Raw genomic sequence first — 20,478 nt, forward strand, 5'->3', positions numbered from 1 at the left:
AATTAATTTATGGCCCAAATAAAAGCGCTTCCTTCCCGCGATTTTCTAAAAAACCTTTTGGCGCATGTCTCCGAAGAGGAACTTTTCTCCCCTAAAACCACTTTTGTTTTTCCCACCAGGCGGGCAGGCCTTTATTTTCGTCATTATCTCTTTGAAAAGAGAAAAGCGCCAGGGCTTCTGCCCCGCATAATCAGCATTGCCGACTTAACCGCTGAGCTTGCCACTTTACTTGACCAGCGTCCTCTAATCACCCGGGCTGATCAGGCCTGGGTTCTCTGGGAGATAACCAGAGAAATGCCTTTTTTTGAGAAGATAACCCAGAGTTTTGATCATTTTTTCCCCTGGGGCCTGCGCTTAGCTGAAATACTAGACCTCTTTGAACGTGAGCTAATAGACGCCAAAAATATCATCTATCCTCCAGAAGAGGAACTTCCCTTTGAGGCCAGGCTCTTTGCTTCGCACCTTGGAGATATACAAAGGGCCTTTCGCGAGCGCTTAAAGGAAATGCAGGTCATTACTTCTGGGGAACGGATAAGAACGCTAGCTGAAAATATAGACCGTATTCCTAATTTTCCGGGAGCCCTTCATCTGGTAGGCTTTTTCGTGCTTACCAAGGCCGAGCAAAAAATATTCAAGACCTGGCTTAACAACGGGGCCATGCTCTGGTGGCGCCTTGAAGGGCAGGAGTTTTCTGAAATTTACCACGAACTAGAAAGGGCCTTTGGCCAAAAGGCTGAAATAATTTCTTCTGAAGAAAAGCGGCCTGAATTTCATTTTTACGAAGCTCCTGACGTGCACCATGAATTAAGGGCGGTTAAAGAACGCTTACCCAAAGAAGTAAAAACCCCTGATGATACATTAATTCTTCTTTGTGTGGCCGGACATTTAATTCCCCTACTTTATGAATTGCCAGAAGACATGCCGGTAAATATAACTCTTGGGTATCCTCTGTTTCGCACTCCCCTGGCCCAGCTTTTTCTTTTATTTGCTGAGCTAAGAGAAAGTTTTCATCAGGAGGAAGTTTATATTCCGGCCTATTTAAAGTTGATAAAACATCCTTATCTTAAAGGGCTTAAATTTCAAGGCAAAGAGGCCCTTTGTTTTTTCCACGAGCTGGAAAAGACTCTAAGGGAACACGGAAGCCCTTATCTTTCACTTGAGGAAATAGAAAATTTAGCTGAAAACGAAGACCTTTCTCGGTTTCTTTCCTGGTTTCACCGAGAGTTTTTAAAGCCCTGGTTTAACCTTAACACCACCCAGGGTTTAGCTACAGCCCTGCGAAAGCTTGTCAAAGAGTGTACTCGGGTGAGGCTTCCGGCCCTGGCTGAAGACACCCCTGAAACCCTGCTTGAGAAGGCCTTTTTATATGCCTTTGAAACTGAGATTCTGCCAAGCCTTGAAAAGGTCTCTTTTGCTACCCAAAAATTAAGACCGCACACCCTTTTTACCTTTTTAAAAGAACTTTTGCGAAACATAAGGGCACCTTTTGAAGGAGAACCGCTAGAAGGCCTTCAAATAATGGGTCTTCTTGAAACCAGGCTTCTTTCTTTCAAGCGCATCTTTGTGCTTGATGCCAATGAGGATTACCTCCCTTCAGTGGAAGAAGTAAATCCCCTTTTACCAGAAGGCCTAAAGCCAATACTTGGCCTCCCTCCTCGTGAGCGAGAAGAACTAATTGAAAGGCACCACTTCTTTGCTCTGGTGAGGGGAGCCCAAAAAGTCCATATCTTTTATCAGAGCGCCATAAGTGGAAAAGGCGAGGCCCTCGGGAAAAAACTTAGAAGCCGCTATGTGGAAAGGCTCATCTGGGAAGAAGAACAGAGGCTTAAAAGGCTTGCTCCTGAAAAGGTAACTTTTATTCCTTTAAAATTTGACCCTGCTGTTTTTAGCCGTAAGGAATCTATCCTCAAGGGACAGGCAGAAAAAGAAGCGGTGGAAAAGATACTTTCTGGGAGAAAGCACGGGATTTCGCCGTCTTTATTGAATACTTACCTTTTGTGTCCGGTGATGTTTTACTTTAAATATATTTTAGGCCTTAAGCCCACGGAAAAAATAGCAGACTTTGACGCCAAAGAACTCGGAGAAATTGTCCACACAGCACTTGAAGAATATTTTAGGCCTTATATTCAAAAACTTTATCTCCCCCGCGAAGACAACGACCCTGAGCGGCTGATAAGCTACTTTCAAGAATTTTTTAGACTGAAAAATCTTTACACTATTTTAGGCCCTGAAAGGCGTTTTTTTGTAGAAGAAACCGCTATTTTCAGACTTAAACGATATCTTGAGTTCCTGGAAATCAAGTTCCCTCAAGGCTTCGTTATCTTAGACCTGGAAAAAGAATATCATAAGGAATTTCAGGGTTTTAAGCTCGGGGGCAAACTTGACCGCTTGGAGAAAAGGGAAGAAAAGACCTTTGTGCTTGACTATAAAACCGGTACGTTTTTAAAGACCCTTTCCGCCAATCACCTGAAAGAAAAACTTTTTCAATATGACCCGCCGGCAAACTTTGATGCCGAAAGCTTTTACGAGTTTCAGGAGATGCTTCCCGACCTCCAGCTTTTTCTCTATCTTTTCATTGTGGATGCCGATAACGCTGCTTATCTCCAGCTAGCTTCGGGAAACAAAAGTTACATAGAAAAGCCTCTTTTTAGTGACAGAATAACGCCAGAAGAAGCCCAGGAATTTATGACTTTTAAATTCCCGCGTCTGCTTGAGTTTCTTTTGCGGCATATGATAGAATCCGATGCCTTTTACGCCGCGAGAGATGAAAAGACTTGCAGTTTTTGTGACTACAGCCTGGCCTGTGAGTGCGCCCGCAAATAGCTTTATCCTGCTAGGAGTTGAGTATTAAAAAGTGTCGTGCCAAGGCGACGCCGTTGCCGCGACAATCTCAGGTCTTTTTTTGTTGGCGCTAGGATTACTTTTTCTGCTCGCAATTTTGTCTAATTATAAGAAAGCTATTCCCGTTTTTGTATAAGCTAGTTTTGTTATTTTTTTCTCTCGTTTGCGCCTGAGGAAATTTTTTAACCTGGCGGCTGCATTTTCCAGAAAACCCCTGCTTCCGATAGCTAGACTTTCTGTAAAAAAAACGATCCTTTGTCTAAAATTTTCGCCTGTCCCTATTTCTGGTTCTCCAAGCCTGCCCTTGCCATAAACAAACTTCCGCAAAAGTTCTAATTTCTCTTTCTCGGTTTTGCCTTCATACCGCGGAAGGCCAAGGTCAAGCGACAGAAAAGTTTTGCCTGTCCCTATTCTTGCTCTGTATCCCAGCGAGCACCAGCGGTAGTCCTCTGGCTTTTCCACAATCCCAGCCCGCACCGGGTTAAGTTCAATGTAAGCCAGGCAATTAAGCAGAGCCTCCCCGGTTTCAATGATTACGGACTTAAACCTGTCAGCCCAAAAGTAACCTTTGCGGTCAACGCGCTTGTTATACCAGCGTGAAAAGCGCTGTTTGATGTCCTGGACGTATCGAGAAAGATTTCCAAGCCTTTTCCGCCATTTTTTGAGCACCTCTTCGTAGAAGAAAATTTTGCGTTTCTCGCCGTAGTAGAGGCGAATGCGGCGTTTTACTTCTTCGTCAGAGAACTGGTCTTCAGGGAGCATGCGGCAGAGGAGATGGAAATGGTTACCCATAATGGCGAAGCCATAAACTTCGACGAAATAGACCTGCGAGAGCCAACTAATAAGATGGAGTAAGTGTTCTTTTTCTTCGTCGCCGAGGACATGGTGGCCGGGCAAGGCGGTGCGGGAGATTACATGATAAGCGGCTCGTGGATCATCCATAAAAAACCGAGGGATACGTGGCATAAGAGACCTCCTTAAAGTTTTTTTGCCTGTCCCTTTTATCGGCAGAATTTTGGGATAACTGAAATTTTTGCCTGTCCCTTTTATTATCCGGAACGTAAGGTAGACTAAAACCAAATGTTATCAGGCATAAAAAATCTATACGTCTCAGAAGAAGTAAAGGATTACCCTTACACAAAAGAGATATTAGATCGCCTAAAACTTGAACCAATTATCTTACCCACTGGTGAAAAACCGCCTAAACCCTTGGCCTCATGGCCAGAAGTTCTTTCTTGGGGTAAAAAGACTCTTTTTCTCACGGCCTACAAAGGTCGTTTTTTTCGTCCCTGTCCGGGCACCAAGTGTTATCTATGCTGTGGCTACCAAATTTTTCATATTGGCCAGGGCTGCTATCTTGACTGCACTTATTGCATTCTTCAGGCCTATTTTAACGAACCCTGGCTTACTTTTTTTGTGAACGTGCTCTCAGATGGCCTGAAGCAGTTAGAAGAAGGCCTTGCGAGCCGCCCTTTTACCCGCATTGGCACGGGCGAATTTACCGATAGCATGATCCTTGAACCTATAACTCGCTTAAATCCAAGGCTTGTGGAATTTTTCGCCAGGCAAAATAAAGGGGTCTTGGAGCTAAAAACTAAAACTATTTTCATTGATGACCTTGAAGGTCTTAAACATAACCGGCGTACTATCATTGCCTGGTCCCTTAACGCACCATCTATAGTTGAACGTGAAGAAAAAGGTGCTCCAAGCCTTACCGAGCGTTTAAAAGCCGCGCAAAAGGTTTCAGCCTGGGGGTATCCTGTGGCCTTCCATTTTGACCCTGTTATCCGTTTCCCAGGTTGGCAGGAAGAATACACCAGGGTAATAACCGAACTTTTTAAATTTGTGCCGGCGGAAAATATCGTCTGGATAAGCCTTGGTAGCCTTCGCTTTATGTCAGAACTTAAAGAAATCGCCTACGCGAGATTTCCTCATACAAGCATTTTTAGCGACGAATTCGTAATAGGCCTTGACGGAAAAAGACGCTACTTCAGGCCACTTCGGGTTGAGCTTTATCGGCATCTTTATCGCGAAATCAGAAAGCAGGCCAAAGACGTGTGTGTGTATCTTTGTATGGAAAGCCCGGAAATATGGCGTGAGTCCTTTGGGTTCACTCCTTTAGAGCTTGGTGGGCTTCCACATATGTTAGACGAAGCAGCCAAGAAGGTATGCGGTTTTTGATCCTTTTGTTTTTAATAGTTTTGTTCGGGTGCCAGGCCAAAGAGTCAAAGCCTGTTTTGCGTTCCTGTAAAGATTGCCATCATTACGAGCTAGACGAAAAACACCACTTTGCCTGCACTAAATGCCATCAGGGCCGTAGTTCGGCGGCTACGGCTAAGGAAGCTCACCAAGGCCTTATCGCTTCTCCAGCTTCACCATCTAACTGGGGAAGAGCTTGTGGTTCCTGCCACGCTGAAAAAATAAAAGAGATGGAGAGGTCGCCTCATTTTACCCTGGTTGGGGTGATAAATCCTGTGCTTAAGGCCTTTGACTTACCTGCGGTTTCCAGCATAAACGGACTCCCAGAACCCGAAAAGATAAAAAACAGGGCTGACCTGGTTTATGACCTTTTGCGCCGTCGTTGCCTACGGTGCCACCTCTTTTACAAGGGCGATGACTATCCCGAAACCAGAAGGGGCACGGGATGTGCCGCCTGCCATTTGCTATACGGAAACGGCAAGCTAATGGATCATACCTTTATCAAGACTACGCCAGACCGCCTTTGCCTTCACTGTCACTACGGCAACCGTGTAGGCTTTGATTATTATGGACTTTTTGAACACGATTACCCTTACGCCTTCAGAAGCCCTTTGATTGATGGAGATCTTCCTCCACGGCCCTGGGGAGTAGAGTTTCACGAAATGGCCCAAGACGTGCACTTAAAGGCCGGCCTGTCTTGTCTCTCCTGTCATACAGGAAAAGAGCTTATGGCTGGAGGAAAAGGCCCTGCCTGCACGGATTGCCATGAACTTGACCATAAGAGCCCTTTTCACGCCAAAGAAGTTTTGGCCAAGGTGCGCTGCAGTGCCTGTCACGCCAAGTTTAGCTTTCAGGACCGTGGTTATTATCTTATGCTCCAGTATGATCCTGACTGGGAGGACTGGGCTGAGTTTTACGTACAGGGTTCTTCGGAAGTTGAAAATTTTATCGTGAGAAGCGCTCAGGGAGACGAGCTTGAGCCATCTATGCTTGACAAAATTTCAGGCAAACCGCGGCCGGGTATTTGGTTTTTGGGTTTTAAAGAAAGGCGCTTTGAAGACCTGCCCCTTGGCCGCGATAAAACGGGGAAAATTTCTATAATGCGGCCTCTGCTTGACCTGCACTTGAGTTTTGTAGATGAATACGGTGAGGTTATTTTTGATAATCTAACGCCTTACGCCGTAAAAAAAGATCCGCAAAAGGTTTATCTTCCTTACAGCCCGCATACTATTGGGCAGGCTGACTATTTTCGCGCCCAAAAGATTCTGGAGATGCTTCATGAAGACCACCATCTTGAACCGCAAAGGCGTTAAAAAGGTTCTTGGCCGAAGACTCTGGTTAGGGAAAGCTGACTTTTTAACACTTCCTGAAGTCACTTCCGGCGAACTGGTAAGGCTTACCAGTAAAGAAGGCCATTTTTTAGCTATAGCCTATTTCAACCCTAAAAGCCGTATAATGGCCCGCATCCTTTCTTTTCAAGACGAAGAAATTTCCCGGGAATTTTTCGTAAAGCGTTTTAAGAAAAATTTTGGGGACAGGCAAAAATTATATCCCGGTGAGACTTGCTTCAGGCTGGTTCACGGTGAAGGTGATTTGCTTCCGGGTTTAACCGTTGATCTTTTTGAGAGTGTGGCGGTAGTTCAGCTGGCGACGGCCGGTATGGAAAGGCTAAAAAGCACTATATACGATGCCTTAAAAGAGGCTTTGCCGCTTAAAGCCCTGGTCTTTAAAAATGATCTTCCAGTGAGAAAAGAAGAAGGCTTACCACTTTATGTAGAAAAAGAAGGCATAGACGGCCCTTTCTGGGCAAAAATTGACGGGCTCTACTTTCTCATAGATCCTATTTCTGGCCAGAAAACCGGATTTTTCCTTGACCAGCGTGAAAACAGAAGACGCTTTTCTCTCTACGTAAAAGACAAGCTGGTGTTTGACCTTTTCTGTTACTCGGGGGCCTTTTCCCTTTACGCGGCCAGATCCGGGGCCCAAAAGGTCCTAGCAGTTGATCGATCTTCTCAGGCCTTGGCTCTAGCCGAGGAAAACGCCAGAAAAAACAACCTGGCCGGAAAAGTTACTTTTATTCAGGACGAAGTGGAAAATTTTTTGCAATACGCCCCAAAGGCCCAGGCCATAGTCCTTGACCCTCCAGCCCTAATCAAGAAAGAACGTGCCTACCAGGCTGGGAGAAAACTTTATGAAGTTTTGAATAACAAGGCGCTTGCCCGGTTAGAAGACCAAGGAATTTTTCTTTCCTGCTCTTGTTCCCAGTTTCTCAAGCTCCATGATCTGCTTTCTCTGATAGAAAGAGCGGCTCTGAAAAGCGCCCTTTATCCCCAGCTCCTTGAAATTGGTCTTCAGGCTAAAGACCATCCCATCTACCTATCCATGCCAGAAACATGGTATCTTAAGGCTGTATTTTTAAAAATCCTTGCCTTTGAGGGTGAAGATGAGAAACAAAGAAGTAGCTGATATCTTTCGCAAAATAGCGGCTCTTCTAGAGATAAAAGGCGATAACCCGTATCGCATAAGGGCCTACCAGAGGGCGGCCCAAAATATAGAGGCCCTAACTGTTGACGTAGAAGAACTGGCCGCCAAGGGCAAACTTGAACGTATCCCAGGTATTGGTAAAGATCTGGCGCAAAAAATCATAGAAATCCTTGAGACAGGCACCCTTCAGAAATACGAAGAACTCAAACAGGAGATACCGCCTGAGCTTCTCAAGTTTTTAGAAATTCCAGGCTTTGGCCCTAAAAAGGCCAAAATCGTCTATGAAACTTTGGGTATAAAAACAATAGAAGAACTGGAAAAGGCCTGCCTTGAACATCGGCTATCAAGGCTTCCGGGCTTTGGCCCTAAAACCGAACAAAATATCCTTAAAGGTATAAAACTTCTTAAACAAAAACGAGGTCGCCTGCCTATAGGGCTGGTGCTCCCCTGGGCAGAAGAAATCGTTGCTTTGCTCAAAAAGAAGAGCCCGGTTGAGCGCATAGACGTGGCTGGAAGTATTCGTCGGCGCCGTGAAACGGTAAAAGACATAGACATCTTAGTCACCGCCAAAGATCACTTGAAAGTGATGGACGTGTTCGTTTCTCTGCCCATGATAGACGAGGTAATTGCCAAAGGTGAGACCAAAACCAGCGTGCGGCTAAAACAGGGCATTCAAGTTGACCTGCGGGTGCTTGACCCTGAATGTTACGGCGCCGCTCTGGCTTATTTTACCGGCTCAAAGGCTCATAACATCAGAATAAGAGAACTTGGGGTGCAGAGAGGTTTGAAAATTAACGAATACGGTATATTCCGTGGTCAGGAGCGCATTGGCGGCAAAGAAGAAGAGGAAGTTTTTGCCGCGGTGGGCCTCCCCTGGATTCCACCTGAACTTCGCGAAGACAGGGGAGAAATAGAAGCGGCTCTTGAAGGAAGACTTCCTCAGATTGTGGCCTATGACGAGGTTATCGGGGATTCTCATGTGCATTCCAAGTTCAGCGACGGAAGTGCTTCTATTGAAGAGATCGCCGCTTACGCCCGGAAACTGGGATTAAAATGGGTGGGCATTGTTGATCATTCTCAAGGATTAAAGGTTGCCGGCGGCGTGCCGATTGAGAAAATAACGGAGAAAAAAAGGGCCATTGAGGACTTTAACAAACGCTCAAAAGATGTAAAACTTCTCTGTGGCACCGAGGTAGATATTCTGGGGGATGGAAGCCTAGATTACCCTGACGAAGTTTTAAAGGAATTTGATCTGGTGATAGCTTCTATTCACAGCGGTTTCAAACAGGGAGAGGAAAACATTACGGCTCGTCTGGTGGCGGCCATGAAAAATCCTTACGTGCATTGTATAGGCCACCCCACCGGCCGCCTCCTTGGCGAAAGAGAGCCCTATCCCGTTGACATGGAAGTCCTTATAAAGACAGCCAGAGAAACCAAAACGGCTCTTGAAATAAATGCCTATTATAAACGCCTGGATTTGAATGACATAAACACCCGGGCGGCTAAAGAAGCTGGAGTGAAACTCCTTATAGGGAGCGACGCTCACATTCTTGACCAAATGAATTTTCTGCCGCTTGGTACAGCCGTGGCCAGGCGCGGCTGGTGTGAAAAAAAAGATATCTTAAACACTCTTTCCTATCGGGAATTCAAAAAACACCTACAGGAAATAACTTCATGGAAGCTAAAGCAAAAGCCCTAACCCCTCAAAGAGAAATACTTGCTGGCCTTAGCCTTTTTGGGCTGGCCCTTCTTTATCTTTACTTTCCCGTTTTAAAAGGTCTGGTGTGGGACTGGTGGCATGACCCTAATTATTCACACGGTTTTCTTCTGCCGCTTTTTTCGGCCTATTTTGTCTGGATAAACCGCGAAAAACTCGCTCAATTGCCGGTTAAAACGAGCTTCTGGGGCCTTTTTATTGTATTGGGAGGGCTTATCCTCTTTTTGTTGGGCTGGGTAGCGGGTGAGCAGTTTACCCAGCGTTTTTCTTTTCTGGTAGTGCTTTACGGTGGGCTCGTCTTTCTTTTAGGCTGGCCTATAGCCAAAAAGCTGGCCTTCTCGGTATGGATCCTGGTTTTAGCTATCCCCATACCTTACGTAATTTACAACTCACTTACTTTTCCTCTTAAACTCTTCGCCTCTAAAGTGGCCACAGAACTCCTACAATTTTTTGGTTTTTCCGTTTACCGCGACGGTAATATTATTGTTTTGCCTAATATGGTGCTTGAGGTAATAGACGCTTGTAGCGGCATTCGCTCTCTTATTTCGCTTCTAGCCATTACCAGTATTTTGGCCTATTTTGTGTCCAAGACTATCTGGAAAATCGTGCTTCTTCTTTCTACGATACCCATTGCCATAGGAGTCAATGTATTAAGGGTTTTTATTACCGGAGTACTTGCCTATCATTTTGGCCCCAAAGCAGCACACGGTTTTTTTCACACCTTTTCAGGGCTTGTGGTTTTTGGCCTTTCTATAGTTTTAGTTTTAACAGTGCATAAACTGGTGGCTAAGAGATGATAAAAAAAGCCATTTTTTTAGCGGCGGTATTGGTGCTTTTTTCTTTGGTTATGCAGGCGGTAAGTACTATTCATCCAGTGCCCATCAAAAAGGATTTGGCCCTTTTCCCACGAGAAATAGCCGGCTATAAGCTTGTAAAAGAAGAAAGAATGCCCCCGAAAGTAGAAAAGGTTCTCGGGGTAGATAATTACATCATGCGCGAGTATTGCCAAAAAGATACCTGTATAAGCCTTTACGTGGGTTATTTTGAAGAACAGCAAGAAGGGGCCATGATTCATTCTCCTAAGCACTGTATGCCTGGTGGCGGCTGGCTCCCCATAGACGATAGGATTATCACTCTTAATACCCCTCATGGTCAACTCAAAGTGAACCGTTTTTTGCTTCAAAAAGGAGACGAAAAGCTATTGGTTTATTACTGGTATCAGGGGCGCGGGCGTAAAGTCGCCAGTGAATATGAAGATAGACTTTATCTCCTGCTTGACCGTCTTTTGAAACAGCGTTCAGACGGCGCCCTGGTGCGTTTGATGGTCCCTTTAAAAAAGGGAAACGAAAAAAAATTAAAAGAGTTTACCAGGGCGCTGGTGCCTATTCTTGACCAGTTCTTGCCTTCTTAAGGCCAATTAACCAGCATTTGTTGGGCTACTTCTCTGGCCTTTTCCTCACCGGCCAAAATAGCCAGAAGGGTAAGGGCGAAGGGCATAGCCGTGCCCGGCCCCTGGCTGGTAATGACGTTTTCATCTACTACTACCGGGGCATCTTCGAGCCTGGCTTCTTTTAATTCATCTTTCAGCGAGGGATAAATAGTCGCCTTTTTGCCTTTGAGGACCCCAAAAGCGGCCAGGGCTCCTGGAGCGGCACAAATAGCCGCACATTTTTTGCCCTTTTCCTGCATTTTCTGAATCAATTCTTTGACCCTGGAATCTTTTTTGAGGTTTTCCACTCCAGGGAGCCCGCCTGGTAAAATCACCATATCAAGTTCGTCAGGGGACAGGCTATCAACCGTAGTGTCAGGTACGATTTTTACGTCTCTGGCGCTGGGAATAGGGGTATCTTCAAGACCAGCGATGATTACATCTACTCCACCCCTACGCAGAACGTCTATTACGGTTACGGCTTCGAGTTCTTCGTATCCCGGAGCTAATAAAATGGCTACCTTGGCCATGGCCACCTCCGTTTTTTCTTTCAAAGTGTCAACTGCTGTTCCAAAAGTCAAGCTGTAGCAAACAGGGACAGGCAAAACAGCCCGAACGACAAATAGTATTCCTTAAGGCTTGACAGGGAAAAGGGAGAGCGCTAATTTTTATGGCAGTTCCCCGGTAGCTCAATCGGCAGAGCGGTGGGCTGTTAACCCATAGGTTGCAGGTTCGAGTCCTGCCCGGGGAGCCATTTTGATAGCTGTTTCAAACTCTTTTATGACTTCTTCCAGCTTGTTCTTGCCTTACAAAAGACAGTTAGAAATAAAACTTATAGCGTCCAGAAAAACTTTTTCGTAAAGGGTAAAGGCTAAAATAAAAAGTCTAGTCAGAGTTCTAACTTCTAAAAATCCATAATTTTTTAACCAGGCTAGACATGCTCTTACAGAGAAGTGTCCATCCCTGAGAAGAAGATTCGTTTAAAGTTTCTTGGCTTCTTAACAATGTAATCGAAACCCCAAGACTGGAAAAGTTAGTTCTCAGATTGTCAAAAAACTATAGAAAGGTGTGAAGCTTTTAAACTAAGATTTCTTTGAGACGGATTTCTTCTTCTATTTTCTTTTGTAGAGCAGCCAAATGAGGAGAAACTTCTACACAATAAAAGCTATTTTCAGACGGCCTGATAGCCTTGAGCTCATCAGGTATTTCTTTAAGGGCCATCTGAATATGTTTTTTAATATCACCCAGGGTTTGTTTTGGTTTGAGGCGTTTGCCTTTTTCCATAACCTTTTCAAGTAAAGGTTCGGCATCAAAGGTTTCATTTCGCAAAGCTACCAAGTCTTTTTGAAGAAAGCCATTCTTTTTAAAACGATAGACCTGTTTTTCACCAGCTAAAGTCTTTTTTCCAGAAGAAAGCTTAGCTACTGGCCTCCCATCATAGGAGACCAGCTTATAGGAGGCATCAAGATAAGGGGCATCCGCTGAAACCCCCATTTTTGTCCCCACACCAAAGGCGTCAACCGGAACACCTTCTTCTAAGAATTTTTCTATCTGGTATTCATCAAGCCCGCCGCTAACAAAAATTTTTACGTAGGAAAGGCCCGCTTCATCTAAAAGGCGTCTTACTTCTTTTGCCAAATGACTAATATTTCCACTATCAAGTCGTACTCCTTTAAGACGTTTACCCTGCGCTTCGAGCCGTTTAGCAAGATCAATGGCTTTTTTAGTGGCCGTAATGGTATCGTAAGTATCAAGTAGTAGAACTGTGTTATCAGGAAAGATTTCAGCAAAGGCCGAGAAGGCTTCAACCTCAGAGGGGAAACTTTCAATAAAAGAATGAGCCATGGTACCAGTTACTGGAATATTATAAAGCTTTCCAGCAAGCGTATTGCTTGTAGCGGAAAAACCCACCAAATAGGAATTTCTGGCTACCTTAAGAGCAGCTTCTACTCCGTGAGTGCGTCTAGCTGAAAAATCTACTACCATCCGACCTCGGGCCGCTAGAACACTCCTCACGGCCTTGCTAGCCACAAGAGAGTTAAAACATAAAGTATTTATTACAAATGTTTCTACTAGCTGAGCTTGAGGTAAAGGGGCCGTGATTTCCAGAACAGGCTCTTCGGCAAAAAAAATAGCCCCTTCAGACATGCTAAAAACATCACCTGTAAAACGTAAATTTTTCAAATAATCTAAAAAAGCTGGTTTAAAAAGACCCAGATTGTCCAGATAAGCCAAATCTTCTTCGGAAAAAGAGAATTTTTCTAGCCAGGAAATCACTTCTTCTAACCCGCAAAAAATAAAAAAACGCCAGTTTTTGGGGTAACTTCTCACAAAAAAAGAAAAGGTGGCTGGCGCAAACATTTCTCGTTCAAAATAAACCGCCGCCATGGTGAGTTCATAAAGGTCTGTAAAAAGGGAGGATAAACGGGTTTTCATAGAATTTTCGCTTTATAAATCCGTTCCATGCGTTTGAGGGCAAAGAGGTGCATTTCCTTATCAAAATCACCTACACAATCTTTAAAAACCTCGATTTTGAAGTTTCGAAAAAAAGCATCAGCCGCGGTATCCATTACACAAATACTGGTACACACTCCTGTGAGGCAAACAGTTTTTACTCCCAACTTTAAGAGCATATCTTCTAAAGGGGTTTTAAAAAAACCGCTAAAGCGGGTTTTAGGGATTACGTAATCAATTGTTTCGGGCTTAAGTTCTGGGATAATTTCTGCTCCCCAAGAGCCTTTTAAAGCATGAGGTGGAAAGGCCAAAAATTCAAGATCTTCTGGTTCATGTTGATCACAGAGATAGAAAACAGGATTTTTGTCCCTTCGAAATTGTTTAATTTTCTCTTGTAAAGGACTTATAATAGCCCTTACTTCTTCGCCGCAGAAGAGAACCCCTTTGGGATCCAAAAAATCATTTATCATATCAATTACTAATAAGGCCCTCATTTGCATAGTTAATTAGTCAAAAACACCTTTTTTGACAAGATATTTTTTGTATTAGGGTCTAACATCTAGAGAGACCGTTTGCGCATCTGTGCTCCTCGCAGAGACCAAGACCAAATGGACGATTTCTGTCATTGCGGGCTATTTTCTTACACTATATAGCAAGCAAAGCGAAACAATCTCAGGCGTCAGTGGCGCCGTGGAATCTCGAGTTAAAATTTTAGCTTTTGCAAAGGTCCTTTGTTTTTAGTGATATTTCAAAATAGTCATTTTTATGATCCCAGTAATAAAAATTTTTAAACATTTTTAGCCTTTTTGTCCGATAAGTAAAACTGGGACAAGGGGGAAACATGCCACAACTATATTTACCTATAGCCATCATAATAGTTTTTTTTATTCTTTTATTTTTCTTTACAAGAAAAAGAGACTCAAATTTTAAAAAAGAGAATATTTTGATCCCATTAGAAACAAATAATGGTGGCCAGAACCGTATTCCTAATGAAGACCTTCCCAAAGAGGTGAAAAAAAATAAAATTTATTACCAAAAGCTCCTAAAAAAGAGAAGATCTTTACAAATATATAAACTTGATAAATTTGCTATTAAAACCTCTCGAGAACTAAACACCAACCAAAAAGAATTTTTGTATAAAGAACTCAAAAAATTTCCTTTACCCTCTGGGGCAGCCTGGCAACTATCAGAAATGCTGAGAGATCCTTTAGTAGATTCAAAAGAAGTAGCTGCCCTGGCCTCTACAGATCCAGTTATTTCAGGACGTCTTTTGGCTCTAGTAAATTCCGCCTACTTTAGACCTTCTTCTGGAAATAACATTACTTCTATACATCACGCCATTTTGTATCTGGGGTTTAACCAGGTAAGAAATTTACTTTTTCAATTAATGCTTGAACAAACTATAAATAAACACTCTCCTTTACCCAAAGAGGAAATAAATAAAATCTGGTTGCACTCGGCCGCAGTTTCCGTGGCCGCCGGAGAAATTGCCAAACGCTTACAAGAACATCCTGGCCTCGCCCTTACTGCCGGCCTTATGCACGACGTAGGTAAATTCTTTCTACCTTATTTTAAACAGGAGGACACAGGCAGTTTACTATTACATGAAGATACAGAAGATTTGCCTCCTATTATTAGTGAAGAAAATGTTACCGGCTTTAGCCATCCAGTTATTGGTGAGGTTCTTTGTTATATATGGCGACTACCTAAAGAAATAGCTAAAACCGTGGCTTATCACCATTTTGGCGATTTCAAGCGAATCGAAAAGCTTTCTTCCAAAGAGAAAAAAGTGATTATTACCGTGGCTCTAGCTGATTATATTTGCCATCTTCTAGGATATGCAGAAGAAGAACCTTTTCTTTATGAAATACCTAAAGAAGCCTTAAAGTCTTGCGGGTTTCCTGTATGTCCGGAATTTTTAATTACTCCACAATTAGAAAAAGAAATTGAAAAAATGATAAAGCTTCTAAAAGGATATACAACTTAGAGACCTTTGCAAAATTTGTTGAATAGTAATATTTCTCATGATAAATCTACTTAAAAACTAAAGGAGCTTCATTTATGTTCAGAGAAAATAATACAAATCTAACTATAGGCGAACATCTTATCTATCAAAACTTACCTGATGACATCTTGGCTCGTATCAATAAACTCATCAATTGGGATCCTTTTCAACAAATCCTCGTTTCTCTTCATCCTTCTAAAGTTGGACGCAAGGCTTATAACCCCGTCCAGATGCTAAAAATCCTCATCATTCAACAAATCTACGGCCACTCTGACCCGGAAATGGAACTTATGCTCAAAGGCAACCTCTTCTACCGTCGCTTCCTTGGCCTCTCTGCTATTGACCCCGTTCCTGACCACTCTACTATATCTCGCTTCCGTTCTGATCTCAAATCCTTGAACCTTTATCGTAGGTGCTTTGAAGAACTTAAACGCCAGCTCGCTCAGAAGGGTTTTGAACTTCGCTCTGGCAAAATCATTGATGCTCGTCTGGTTAAAGCGGCTAGACGTCCTGGCAAGGATGACGATGCCTCCTTTACCCAAAAAGGCAAAAAGACTGACTACGGCTACAAAGACCATATTGCTATTGACGTTAAAAATGAGTTTGTTTCAGAGTTCGTTTGCACACCAGCTAACGTGCACGATTCCCAAGTTCTTGATGAATTACTTGAAGGAGAAGAGGCAAGTGTTTTTGCAGATAAAGCTTATGATAAGCATGAGTTAAGGAGGAGGTGTCGTAAGAAGGGGATATTTTGTGGAGTTTTAGCAAAGGCCAGGAGGAATAGGCCCCTTTCGGCCAGACAGAAGAAGAGGAATCGAATTTTTTCTCGTATAAGGGCCAAGGTAGAGCGAGTATTTGGCATTTTTTCCTTACATCTTCAGAGGGAGAAGGCGAGATATGTGGGACTATTTGCCAACGAAATTCATTTATTTTTAACCTGTTTTACGTATAATCTTTTGAATTTAGCGTGGCAGATGAAGAGGAAGGAGGCGATTTAGGAGGAAAAGTTGAAGAGATAAAAGATAATAGGATAATACTGCGAGGAAGGAGAAAATAACAAGGAAAATGTGATTAAAACCTGGAAAAACTAAGAAATTTTGAAGGAGAAGAGATTAGCAAAAGGGATAGAAATCAGAGATTTTTGCTTTAATGGCCAAAACGGAGACCAAAACGGAGAATAGAAAACAAAATTAAAATTATTTTTTTCAAAGGTCTTTTCAAATTTAGTCTTATTACAAAGAACCTATATTCCTGTTTAATCAGGAGTTAGGGACAAATAATTAATCTGTACGCTCATTCACCAAAAATGTAGCCTGTTTTAATCAAAGTAATTTAGGATATTATTCCCGTCTCTGGAGTAATAATTTAAACTAAAAATCCGATAAAAGATAAAAACGGGGGAGATAGACATGGAAAATGATTACAGGAATGAAAAACGTTTACCGTCTGCGCTGCCAGAACCTACAAGTGTAGCCAAAGAGGTTATCCTCACCTTGATAACTTGTGGGCTTTGGGGGCTTATCTGGCAGTATCAACAAATAAAGACGGTTAATGCTCTCCTTGGTCGAGAAGAATTCCACTTTTGGAAATGGCTTCTTTTCACTTTTATAACTTGCGGACTTTATCACTTATATCATGAATATCTCATGGGGCGAGCTATTGTACGCGTTCAACATAAATACGGTCTTCCGCCAAGTGAAAGTCTCCCGGCCATTTCTCTCATAGTAACGCTTCTTTCCTTGGGAATTATTACTGATGCCTTACAGCAAAAAGAACTAAATCTTATAATTGAAGAACTTAGAGAACAAACAGGACCTCGAATTTAAATGTTGCCAGAAAGGTTACTTTTTCGCTTTATATTATGTTTTTTGGCATTTTTGTCGGTCCTAAACTTTCTAGGGCAGAAGTGGGTACTGCACCTACCTCTGCCCTGGATTTGTCCTATAAAGGCCTTAACCGGATACCCTTGCCCAGGATGTGGCCTTACTGATGCCTTTAGATTTTTGCTTCAGGGAGAAGTAAGATTAGCCTTTTTTACTAATCCGTTAGTGTTTTTGGTACTGGCTATTCTAATTTCCATAGCCATTCTTCCAGAAAAAACTTTGATTACCTTTCAAAAGAAAAGAGGCTGGGAATGCTTACTGGTATTAGTACTTGGTTGGTGGATTTTCAGGCTTATTTTTGGCCTTTAAGAAGTTGATAGAGTGTAGCTTCTTTGTCTTTGGCTCGCATTAAAGTTTCTCCTATTAAAGCGGCTTTGATTCCCGCTGCTTTTAAGAGACAAATGTCTGCGTGATCTTTAATCCCTGATTCTGAAACCAAAATAATTTCTTCAGATACCTTAGCCGCCAACGCCAAAGAAGTCTCAATTTTTACTTCAAAGGTTTTAAGATTACGGTTATTTATTCCGATTATTTTAGCTCCAACTTCAATGGCTATTTCCAATTCTTTTTCATCGTGTACTTCAACCAGGGCTTCAAGCCCTAATTCGTAGGTCTTTTCTAGTAAACTATTAAGTTTTTCTGGAGAAAGGGCGGCTACAATTAAAAGCACAGCATCAGCTCCAAAGGCTCGAGCTTCTTCAATTTGGATTTCGTCAATAATGAAGTCTTTCCGCAAAAGAGGAAGTTTGGTCACTTCTCGTACAGCGGCGAGGAATTCCAGATGTCCATGAAAAAAAGGTTCATCTGTCAGGCAAGAAATGGCAGCAGCCCCAGCATTTTCGTATTCCTCAGCGATTTTTTTAGGATGAAACTCTCGGGCAATGAGACCTTTTGAAGGAGAGGCCTTCTTGATTTCAGCGATAATAGCAAAGTCTTGAGTTTTAAGGGCTTTCTCTAGAGATTTTCGTGGATAGTCCCAGAAAGGACGAAAAAATAACCCCCTCTCTTTACGAGCTAACACTTCTTTTTGTTTGGTGAGCAAAATCTTTTCTAAAATGTTTTTCATGTTTACAACTTTAGTCAAAATTAGAGGGACAGGCAAAAATTTTTTGCTCATTTCTATTGGTTAAGCTACATTTCAAAAAATATGAAGAAACTGGTTATAATTCTATTTTTAAGTCTTTTTTTAGGGGCTTGCGGGAAAAAAACACCGCCTCAGCCTCCACATGCTGTACGGCCAGAACCTCCTAGGAATATTTCAGTAACTTTACATTTTTGGGGCGCAGAGTTGGCTTTTGATGTTCCTCGGCACAAAGTTGACGGTGATCCTTTAAACGGCCTTAAAGGCCTAAAAATTGTTCGCTATGAAGAAAATATCTTTCCCCCCTATCATAGTTACCAAAAAGAATTTTGGATTCCTTTTACCAGGAAAATGTTTCGAGAGATTAGACGTTATCACTTTCGTGATTCCCAGCTAAAAGAAGGTTATCGCTACGTTTACCTGGTTTATGCCGTAAAAGGCTGGCACAGTGTTAGTGACCCGGGGGAATCGCCCTCCTTTGCCTGGCACATCCCGCCAGCGCAGGTTAAGTCCCTTAAAGCGATCCCAGGAGATGCTACAGTTACTTTAAGTTGGACTCCGGTAAAAAAATTTATGGATAATCGCCCAGCTAAAGGAGTATCTTTTTTTTACCGAATTTATCGTCGCCCAAACCAAAAATCACCTTCTAGAGCGCTTCCTGTTTTGTTAAAAGAAACTTCGTTTAAGGATATAGCTGTTGTTAACGGAAAGTCTTATGGTTATCAGGTAGCAGCCGTGTTTAAGTATTTTGGAAGCTTAATAGAAGGCCCAAAGAGTGAGGAAGTTTGGGTTACGCCGGTAGACACCACCCCTCCACCGTCTCCTGAAGGGTTGGTAGCCGTGCCGCACAAAGGAGGAGTGTTATTGCGCTGGCGAAGGAGTGGTGCGGTAGATCTTTTAGGCTATAAAGTTTACCGTCAAAGGAAAAGAGAAAACCCCGTTTTGCTTACTCCCAAGCCTATTTCTGAGCCCAAATTTTTTGATAGGCCTCCTGCACCAGGAGTTTATACTTATTGGGTAACGGCTGTGGACAGCTCACCTCGGCACAAAGAAAGCCGTCCGTCTAATAAAGATACCGTCAAATATGAAAAGGAGGTTAACTAATGCATCACTTTCAGTACCGAGATGGCGAACTTTACGCGGAAGATGTCCCTGTACGGGCAATAGCCAAAAAAGTAGGAACTCCCTTTTACCTTTACTCTACCGCCACTCTTAAAAGGCATTTTCAGGTTTTCGATGAGGCCTTCTCCGGCCTTCCTCATCTTGTTTGCTACTCGATAAAAGCGAATTCTAACTTAGCTATTTTGCGTCTTTTTGCTAATAAAGGTTCAGGGGCTGATATAGTTTCTGGAGGCGAACTTTACCGGGCCTTAAAAGCCGGTTTCCCCCCAAAAAAGATTGTTTTTTCAGGAGTTGGGAAGACCCAGCGGGAAATGCGAGAAGCCTTAAAGGCCGGTATTCTCATGTTCAATGTAGAAAGCCTGGGCGAACTTAAGACACTTGCTCAGGTGGCCAAAAGAATGGGTAAAGTTGCCCCAATAGCCATAAGAATAAACCCTGATGTTGACCCTAAGACCCATCCACACATTACAACTGGTCTGATGAAGAGCAAATTTGGTTTAGATGTGGAAACAGCTTTTGAGGCTTATCTCTTCGCCAAAGAACACCCTAATCTAGATATATTGGGAGTTGACTGTCATATAGGCTCTCAGCTTACGGAAATTTCTCCTTTTGTAGAGGCCTTGAAAAGGATTAAGATTTTTGTGGAAAAGCTCAAAGAACACGGAATAAAAATAAAATATATCGATCTTGGTGGAGGCCTTGGTATCGTTTACGGAAAAGAGTCTCCACCTCCGCCTAGCGAGTACGCCCAAGCCCTTAAACAGGAGCTTGCCGGGCTTGATGTAACTCTCATTTTAGAACCCGGACGAGTAATTGTAGGAAACGCCGGTATTTTGGTTACCAGAGTCCTTTATTTCAAGGAAACACCTGTCAAAAATTTTGTAATAATAGATGCCGCTATGAATGATCTTTTGCGCCCGGTACTCTATCAGGCCTATCACGAGATCATTCCTATACTTTCAAAAAATCGTCCTAAATTAGTGGCAGATGTAGTAGGCCCAGTGTGTGAGACCGGCGACTTTTTTGCCAGGGATAGAGAAATCCCAAAAGTTAAGTCTGGAGAACTTTTGGCCGTTATGAGTGCTGGAGCTTATGGTTTTGTTATGGCCTCAAATTATAACTCCAGGCCTAGACCTGCAGAGGTAATGGTAAACGGTAAGGATTTTTACGTAGTAAGAAAGCGAGAAAACTATGCTCGGTTAATAGCCGGAGAAAAGATTCCTCCCTTTCTTGAAAATAAAAGTGCTTGAAGATTTCTGAGAG

The 20,478-nt window shown here is 42.9% G+C and carries 18 protein-coding genes and 1 tRNA gene; 14 read left to right on the top strand and 5 right to left on the bottom strand.

The window, feature by feature from the left end; genetic code table 11:
* Positions 1-9 precede the first annotated feature (9 nt).
* A complete protein-coding gene (locus THEIN_RS05620; protein WP_013907719.1) occupies positions 10-2,823 on the top strand; it encodes a PD-(D/E)XK nuclease family protein in 2,814 nt (937 codons plus the stop codon).
* A gap of 123 nt (positions 2,824-2,946) precedes the next feature.
* Here the strand turns inward: THEIN_RS05620 and THEIN_RS05625 are convergent, their stop codons facing one another.
* On the bottom strand, positions 2,947-3,807 hold the full coding sequence (locus tag THEIN_RS05625) for a transposase (protein ID WP_013907720.1): 861 nt from the start codon (positions 3,805-3,807) through the stop codon (positions 2,947-2,949).
* Positions 3,808-3,921: 114 nt separating this feature from the next.
* Here THEIN_RS05625 and THEIN_RS05630 point away from each other — a divergent pair, with 114 nt between their 5' ends.
* From THEIN_RS05630 to THEIN_RS05655, 6 genes are read left to right on the top strand one after another with little or no spacing between them, the layout of a single operon-like run.
* Positions 3,922-5,022, top strand: a complete 1,101-nt coding sequence (locus THEIN_RS05630) for an SPL family radical SAM protein (protein WP_013907721.1) — start codon at positions 3,922-3,924, stop codon at positions 5,020-5,022.
* Positions 5,010-6,353 carry a cytochrome c3 family protein gene (locus THEIN_RS05635; protein ID WP_013907722.1) on the top strand — a complete coding sequence of 448 codons (1,344 nt, stop codon included), beginning with the start codon at positions 5,010-5,012 and terminating at the stop codon, positions 6,351-6,353. The genes THEIN_RS05630 and THEIN_RS05635 overlap by 13 nt, the downstream gene beginning before the upstream one ends.
* The gene (locus THEIN_RS05640) at positions 6,319-7,506 is read left to right on the top strand and encodes a class I SAM-dependent rRNA methyltransferase (protein ID WP_013907723.1); all 1,188 of its coding nucleotides are present in this window, start codon (positions 6,319-6,321) and stop codon (positions 7,504-7,506) included. The genes THEIN_RS05635 and THEIN_RS05640 overlap by 35 nt, the downstream gene beginning before the upstream one ends.
* Positions 7,484-9,223 (top strand): DNA polymerase/3'-5' exonuclease PolX, encoded by a 1,740-nt coding sequence (polX, locus tag THEIN_RS05645; RefSeq protein WP_013907724.1) that lies wholly within the window; start codon positions 7,484-7,486, stop codon positions 9,221-9,223. Before THEIN_RS05640 ends, polX begins: the two co-directional genes overlap by 23 nt.
* The gene (locus THEIN_RS05650; RefSeq protein ID WP_013907725.1) at positions 9,199-10,038 is read left to right on the top strand and encodes an exosortase/archaeosortase family protein; all 840 of its coding nucleotides are present in this window, start codon (positions 9,199-9,201) and stop codon (positions 10,036-10,038) included. Before polX ends, THEIN_RS05650 begins: the two co-directional genes overlap by 25 nt.
* Positions 10,035-10,652 carry an exosortase C-terminal domain/associated protein EpsI gene (locus THEIN_RS05655; protein ID WP_013907726.1) on the top strand — a complete coding sequence of 206 codons (618 nt, stop codon included), beginning with the start codon at positions 10,035-10,037 and terminating at the stop codon, positions 10,650-10,652. Before THEIN_RS05650 ends, THEIN_RS05655 begins: the two co-directional genes overlap by 4 nt.
* Here THEIN_RS05655 and THEIN_RS05660 read toward each other — a convergent pair.
* Positions 10,649-11,200 (bottom strand): DJ-1 family glyoxalase III, encoded by a 552-nt coding sequence (locus THEIN_RS05660; RefSeq protein WP_013907727.1) that lies wholly within the window; start codon positions 11,198-11,200, stop codon positions 10,649-10,651. The two genes, THEIN_RS05655 and THEIN_RS05660, sit on opposite strands and share 4 nt — an antisense overlap.
* A gap of 148 nt (positions 11,201-11,348) precedes the next feature.
* Here THEIN_RS05660 and THEIN_RS05665 point away from each other — a divergent pair.
* Positions 11,349-11,424: transfer RNA gene (locus THEIN_RS05665), tRNA-Asn, on the top strand.
* Between the two features lie 323 nt (positions 11,425-11,747).
* Here THEIN_RS05665 and THEIN_RS05670 read toward each other — a convergent pair.
* Positions 11,748-13,106, bottom strand: coding sequence for a nicotinate phosphoribosyltransferase (locus THEIN_RS05670; protein WP_013907728.1), 1,359 nt, complete (start codon positions 13,104-13,106; stop codon positions 11,748-11,750).
* Positions 13,103-13,618, bottom strand: a complete 516-nt coding sequence (locus THEIN_RS05675; protein WP_148236941.1) for a cysteine hydrolase family protein — start codon at positions 13,616-13,618, stop codon at positions 13,103-13,105. The genes THEIN_RS05670 and THEIN_RS05675 overlap by 4 nt, the downstream gene beginning before the upstream one ends.
* A 347-nt stretch (positions 13,619-13,965) precedes the next feature.
* Here THEIN_RS05675 and THEIN_RS05680 point away from each other — a divergent pair, with 347 nt between their 5' ends.
* From THEIN_RS05680 to THEIN_RS11595, 4 genes are all read left to right on the top strand, one after another.
* Positions 13,966-15,111 carry an HDOD domain-containing protein gene (locus THEIN_RS05680; RefSeq protein WP_013907730.1) on the top strand — a complete coding sequence of 382 codons (1,146 nt, stop codon included), beginning with the start codon at positions 13,966-13,968 and terminating at the stop codon, positions 15,109-15,111.
* Between the two features lie 74 nt (positions 15,112-15,185).
* Positions 15,186-16,127 carry an IS5 family transposase gene (locus THEIN_RS05685; RefSeq protein WP_013907731.1) on the top strand — a complete coding sequence of 314 codons (942 nt, stop codon included), beginning with the start codon at positions 15,186-15,188 and terminating at the stop codon, positions 16,125-16,127.
* Positions 16,128-16,538: 411 nt separating this feature from the next.
* On the top strand, positions 16,539-16,955 hold the full coding sequence (locus THEIN_RS05690) for a DUF4234 domain-containing protein (protein WP_013907732.1): 417 nt from the start codon (positions 16,539-16,541) through the stop codon (positions 16,953-16,955).
* A 51-nt stretch (positions 16,956-17,006) separates the two neighbouring features.
* The gene (locus THEIN_RS11595; RefSeq protein ID WP_169311153.1) at positions 17,007-17,321 is read left to right on the top strand and encodes a DUF2752 domain-containing protein; all 315 of its coding nucleotides are present in this window, start codon (positions 17,007-17,009) and stop codon (positions 17,319-17,321) included.
* Here the strand turns inward: THEIN_RS11595 and trpC are convergent.
* A complete protein-coding gene (gene trpC, locus THEIN_RS05700; protein WP_013907734.1) occupies positions 17,305-18,078 on the bottom strand; it encodes an indole-3-glycerol phosphate synthase TrpC in 774 nt (257 codons plus the stop codon). The genes THEIN_RS11595 and trpC overlap by 17 nt on opposite strands.
* Before the next feature lie 81 nt (positions 18,079-18,159).
* Between trpC and THEIN_RS05705 the strand changes: the two genes are divergently transcribed.
* Both THEIN_RS05705 and lysA read left to right on the top strand, forming a co-directional pair.
* Complete coding sequence (locus THEIN_RS05705) at positions 18,160-19,197, top strand: fibronectin type III domain-containing protein (protein ID WP_013907735.1); 1,038 nt, start codon at positions 18,160-18,162, stop codon at positions 19,195-19,197.
* Entirely contained in the window at positions 19,197-20,465 is a 1,269-nt protein-coding gene (gene lysA / locus THEIN_RS05710; RefSeq protein WP_013907736.1) for a diaminopimelate decarboxylase, read from the top strand. The genes THEIN_RS05705 and lysA overlap by 1 nt, the downstream gene beginning before the upstream one ends.
* Positions 20,466-20,478 lie beyond the last annotated feature (13 nt).

Origin of the sequence: Thermodesulfatator indicus DSM 15286 (assembly GCF_000217795.1) — a bacterium.
Classification (GTDB): domain Bacteria; phylum Desulfobacterota; class Thermodesulfobacteria; order Thermodesulfobacteriales; family Thermodesulfatatoraceae; genus Thermodesulfatator; species Thermodesulfatator indicus.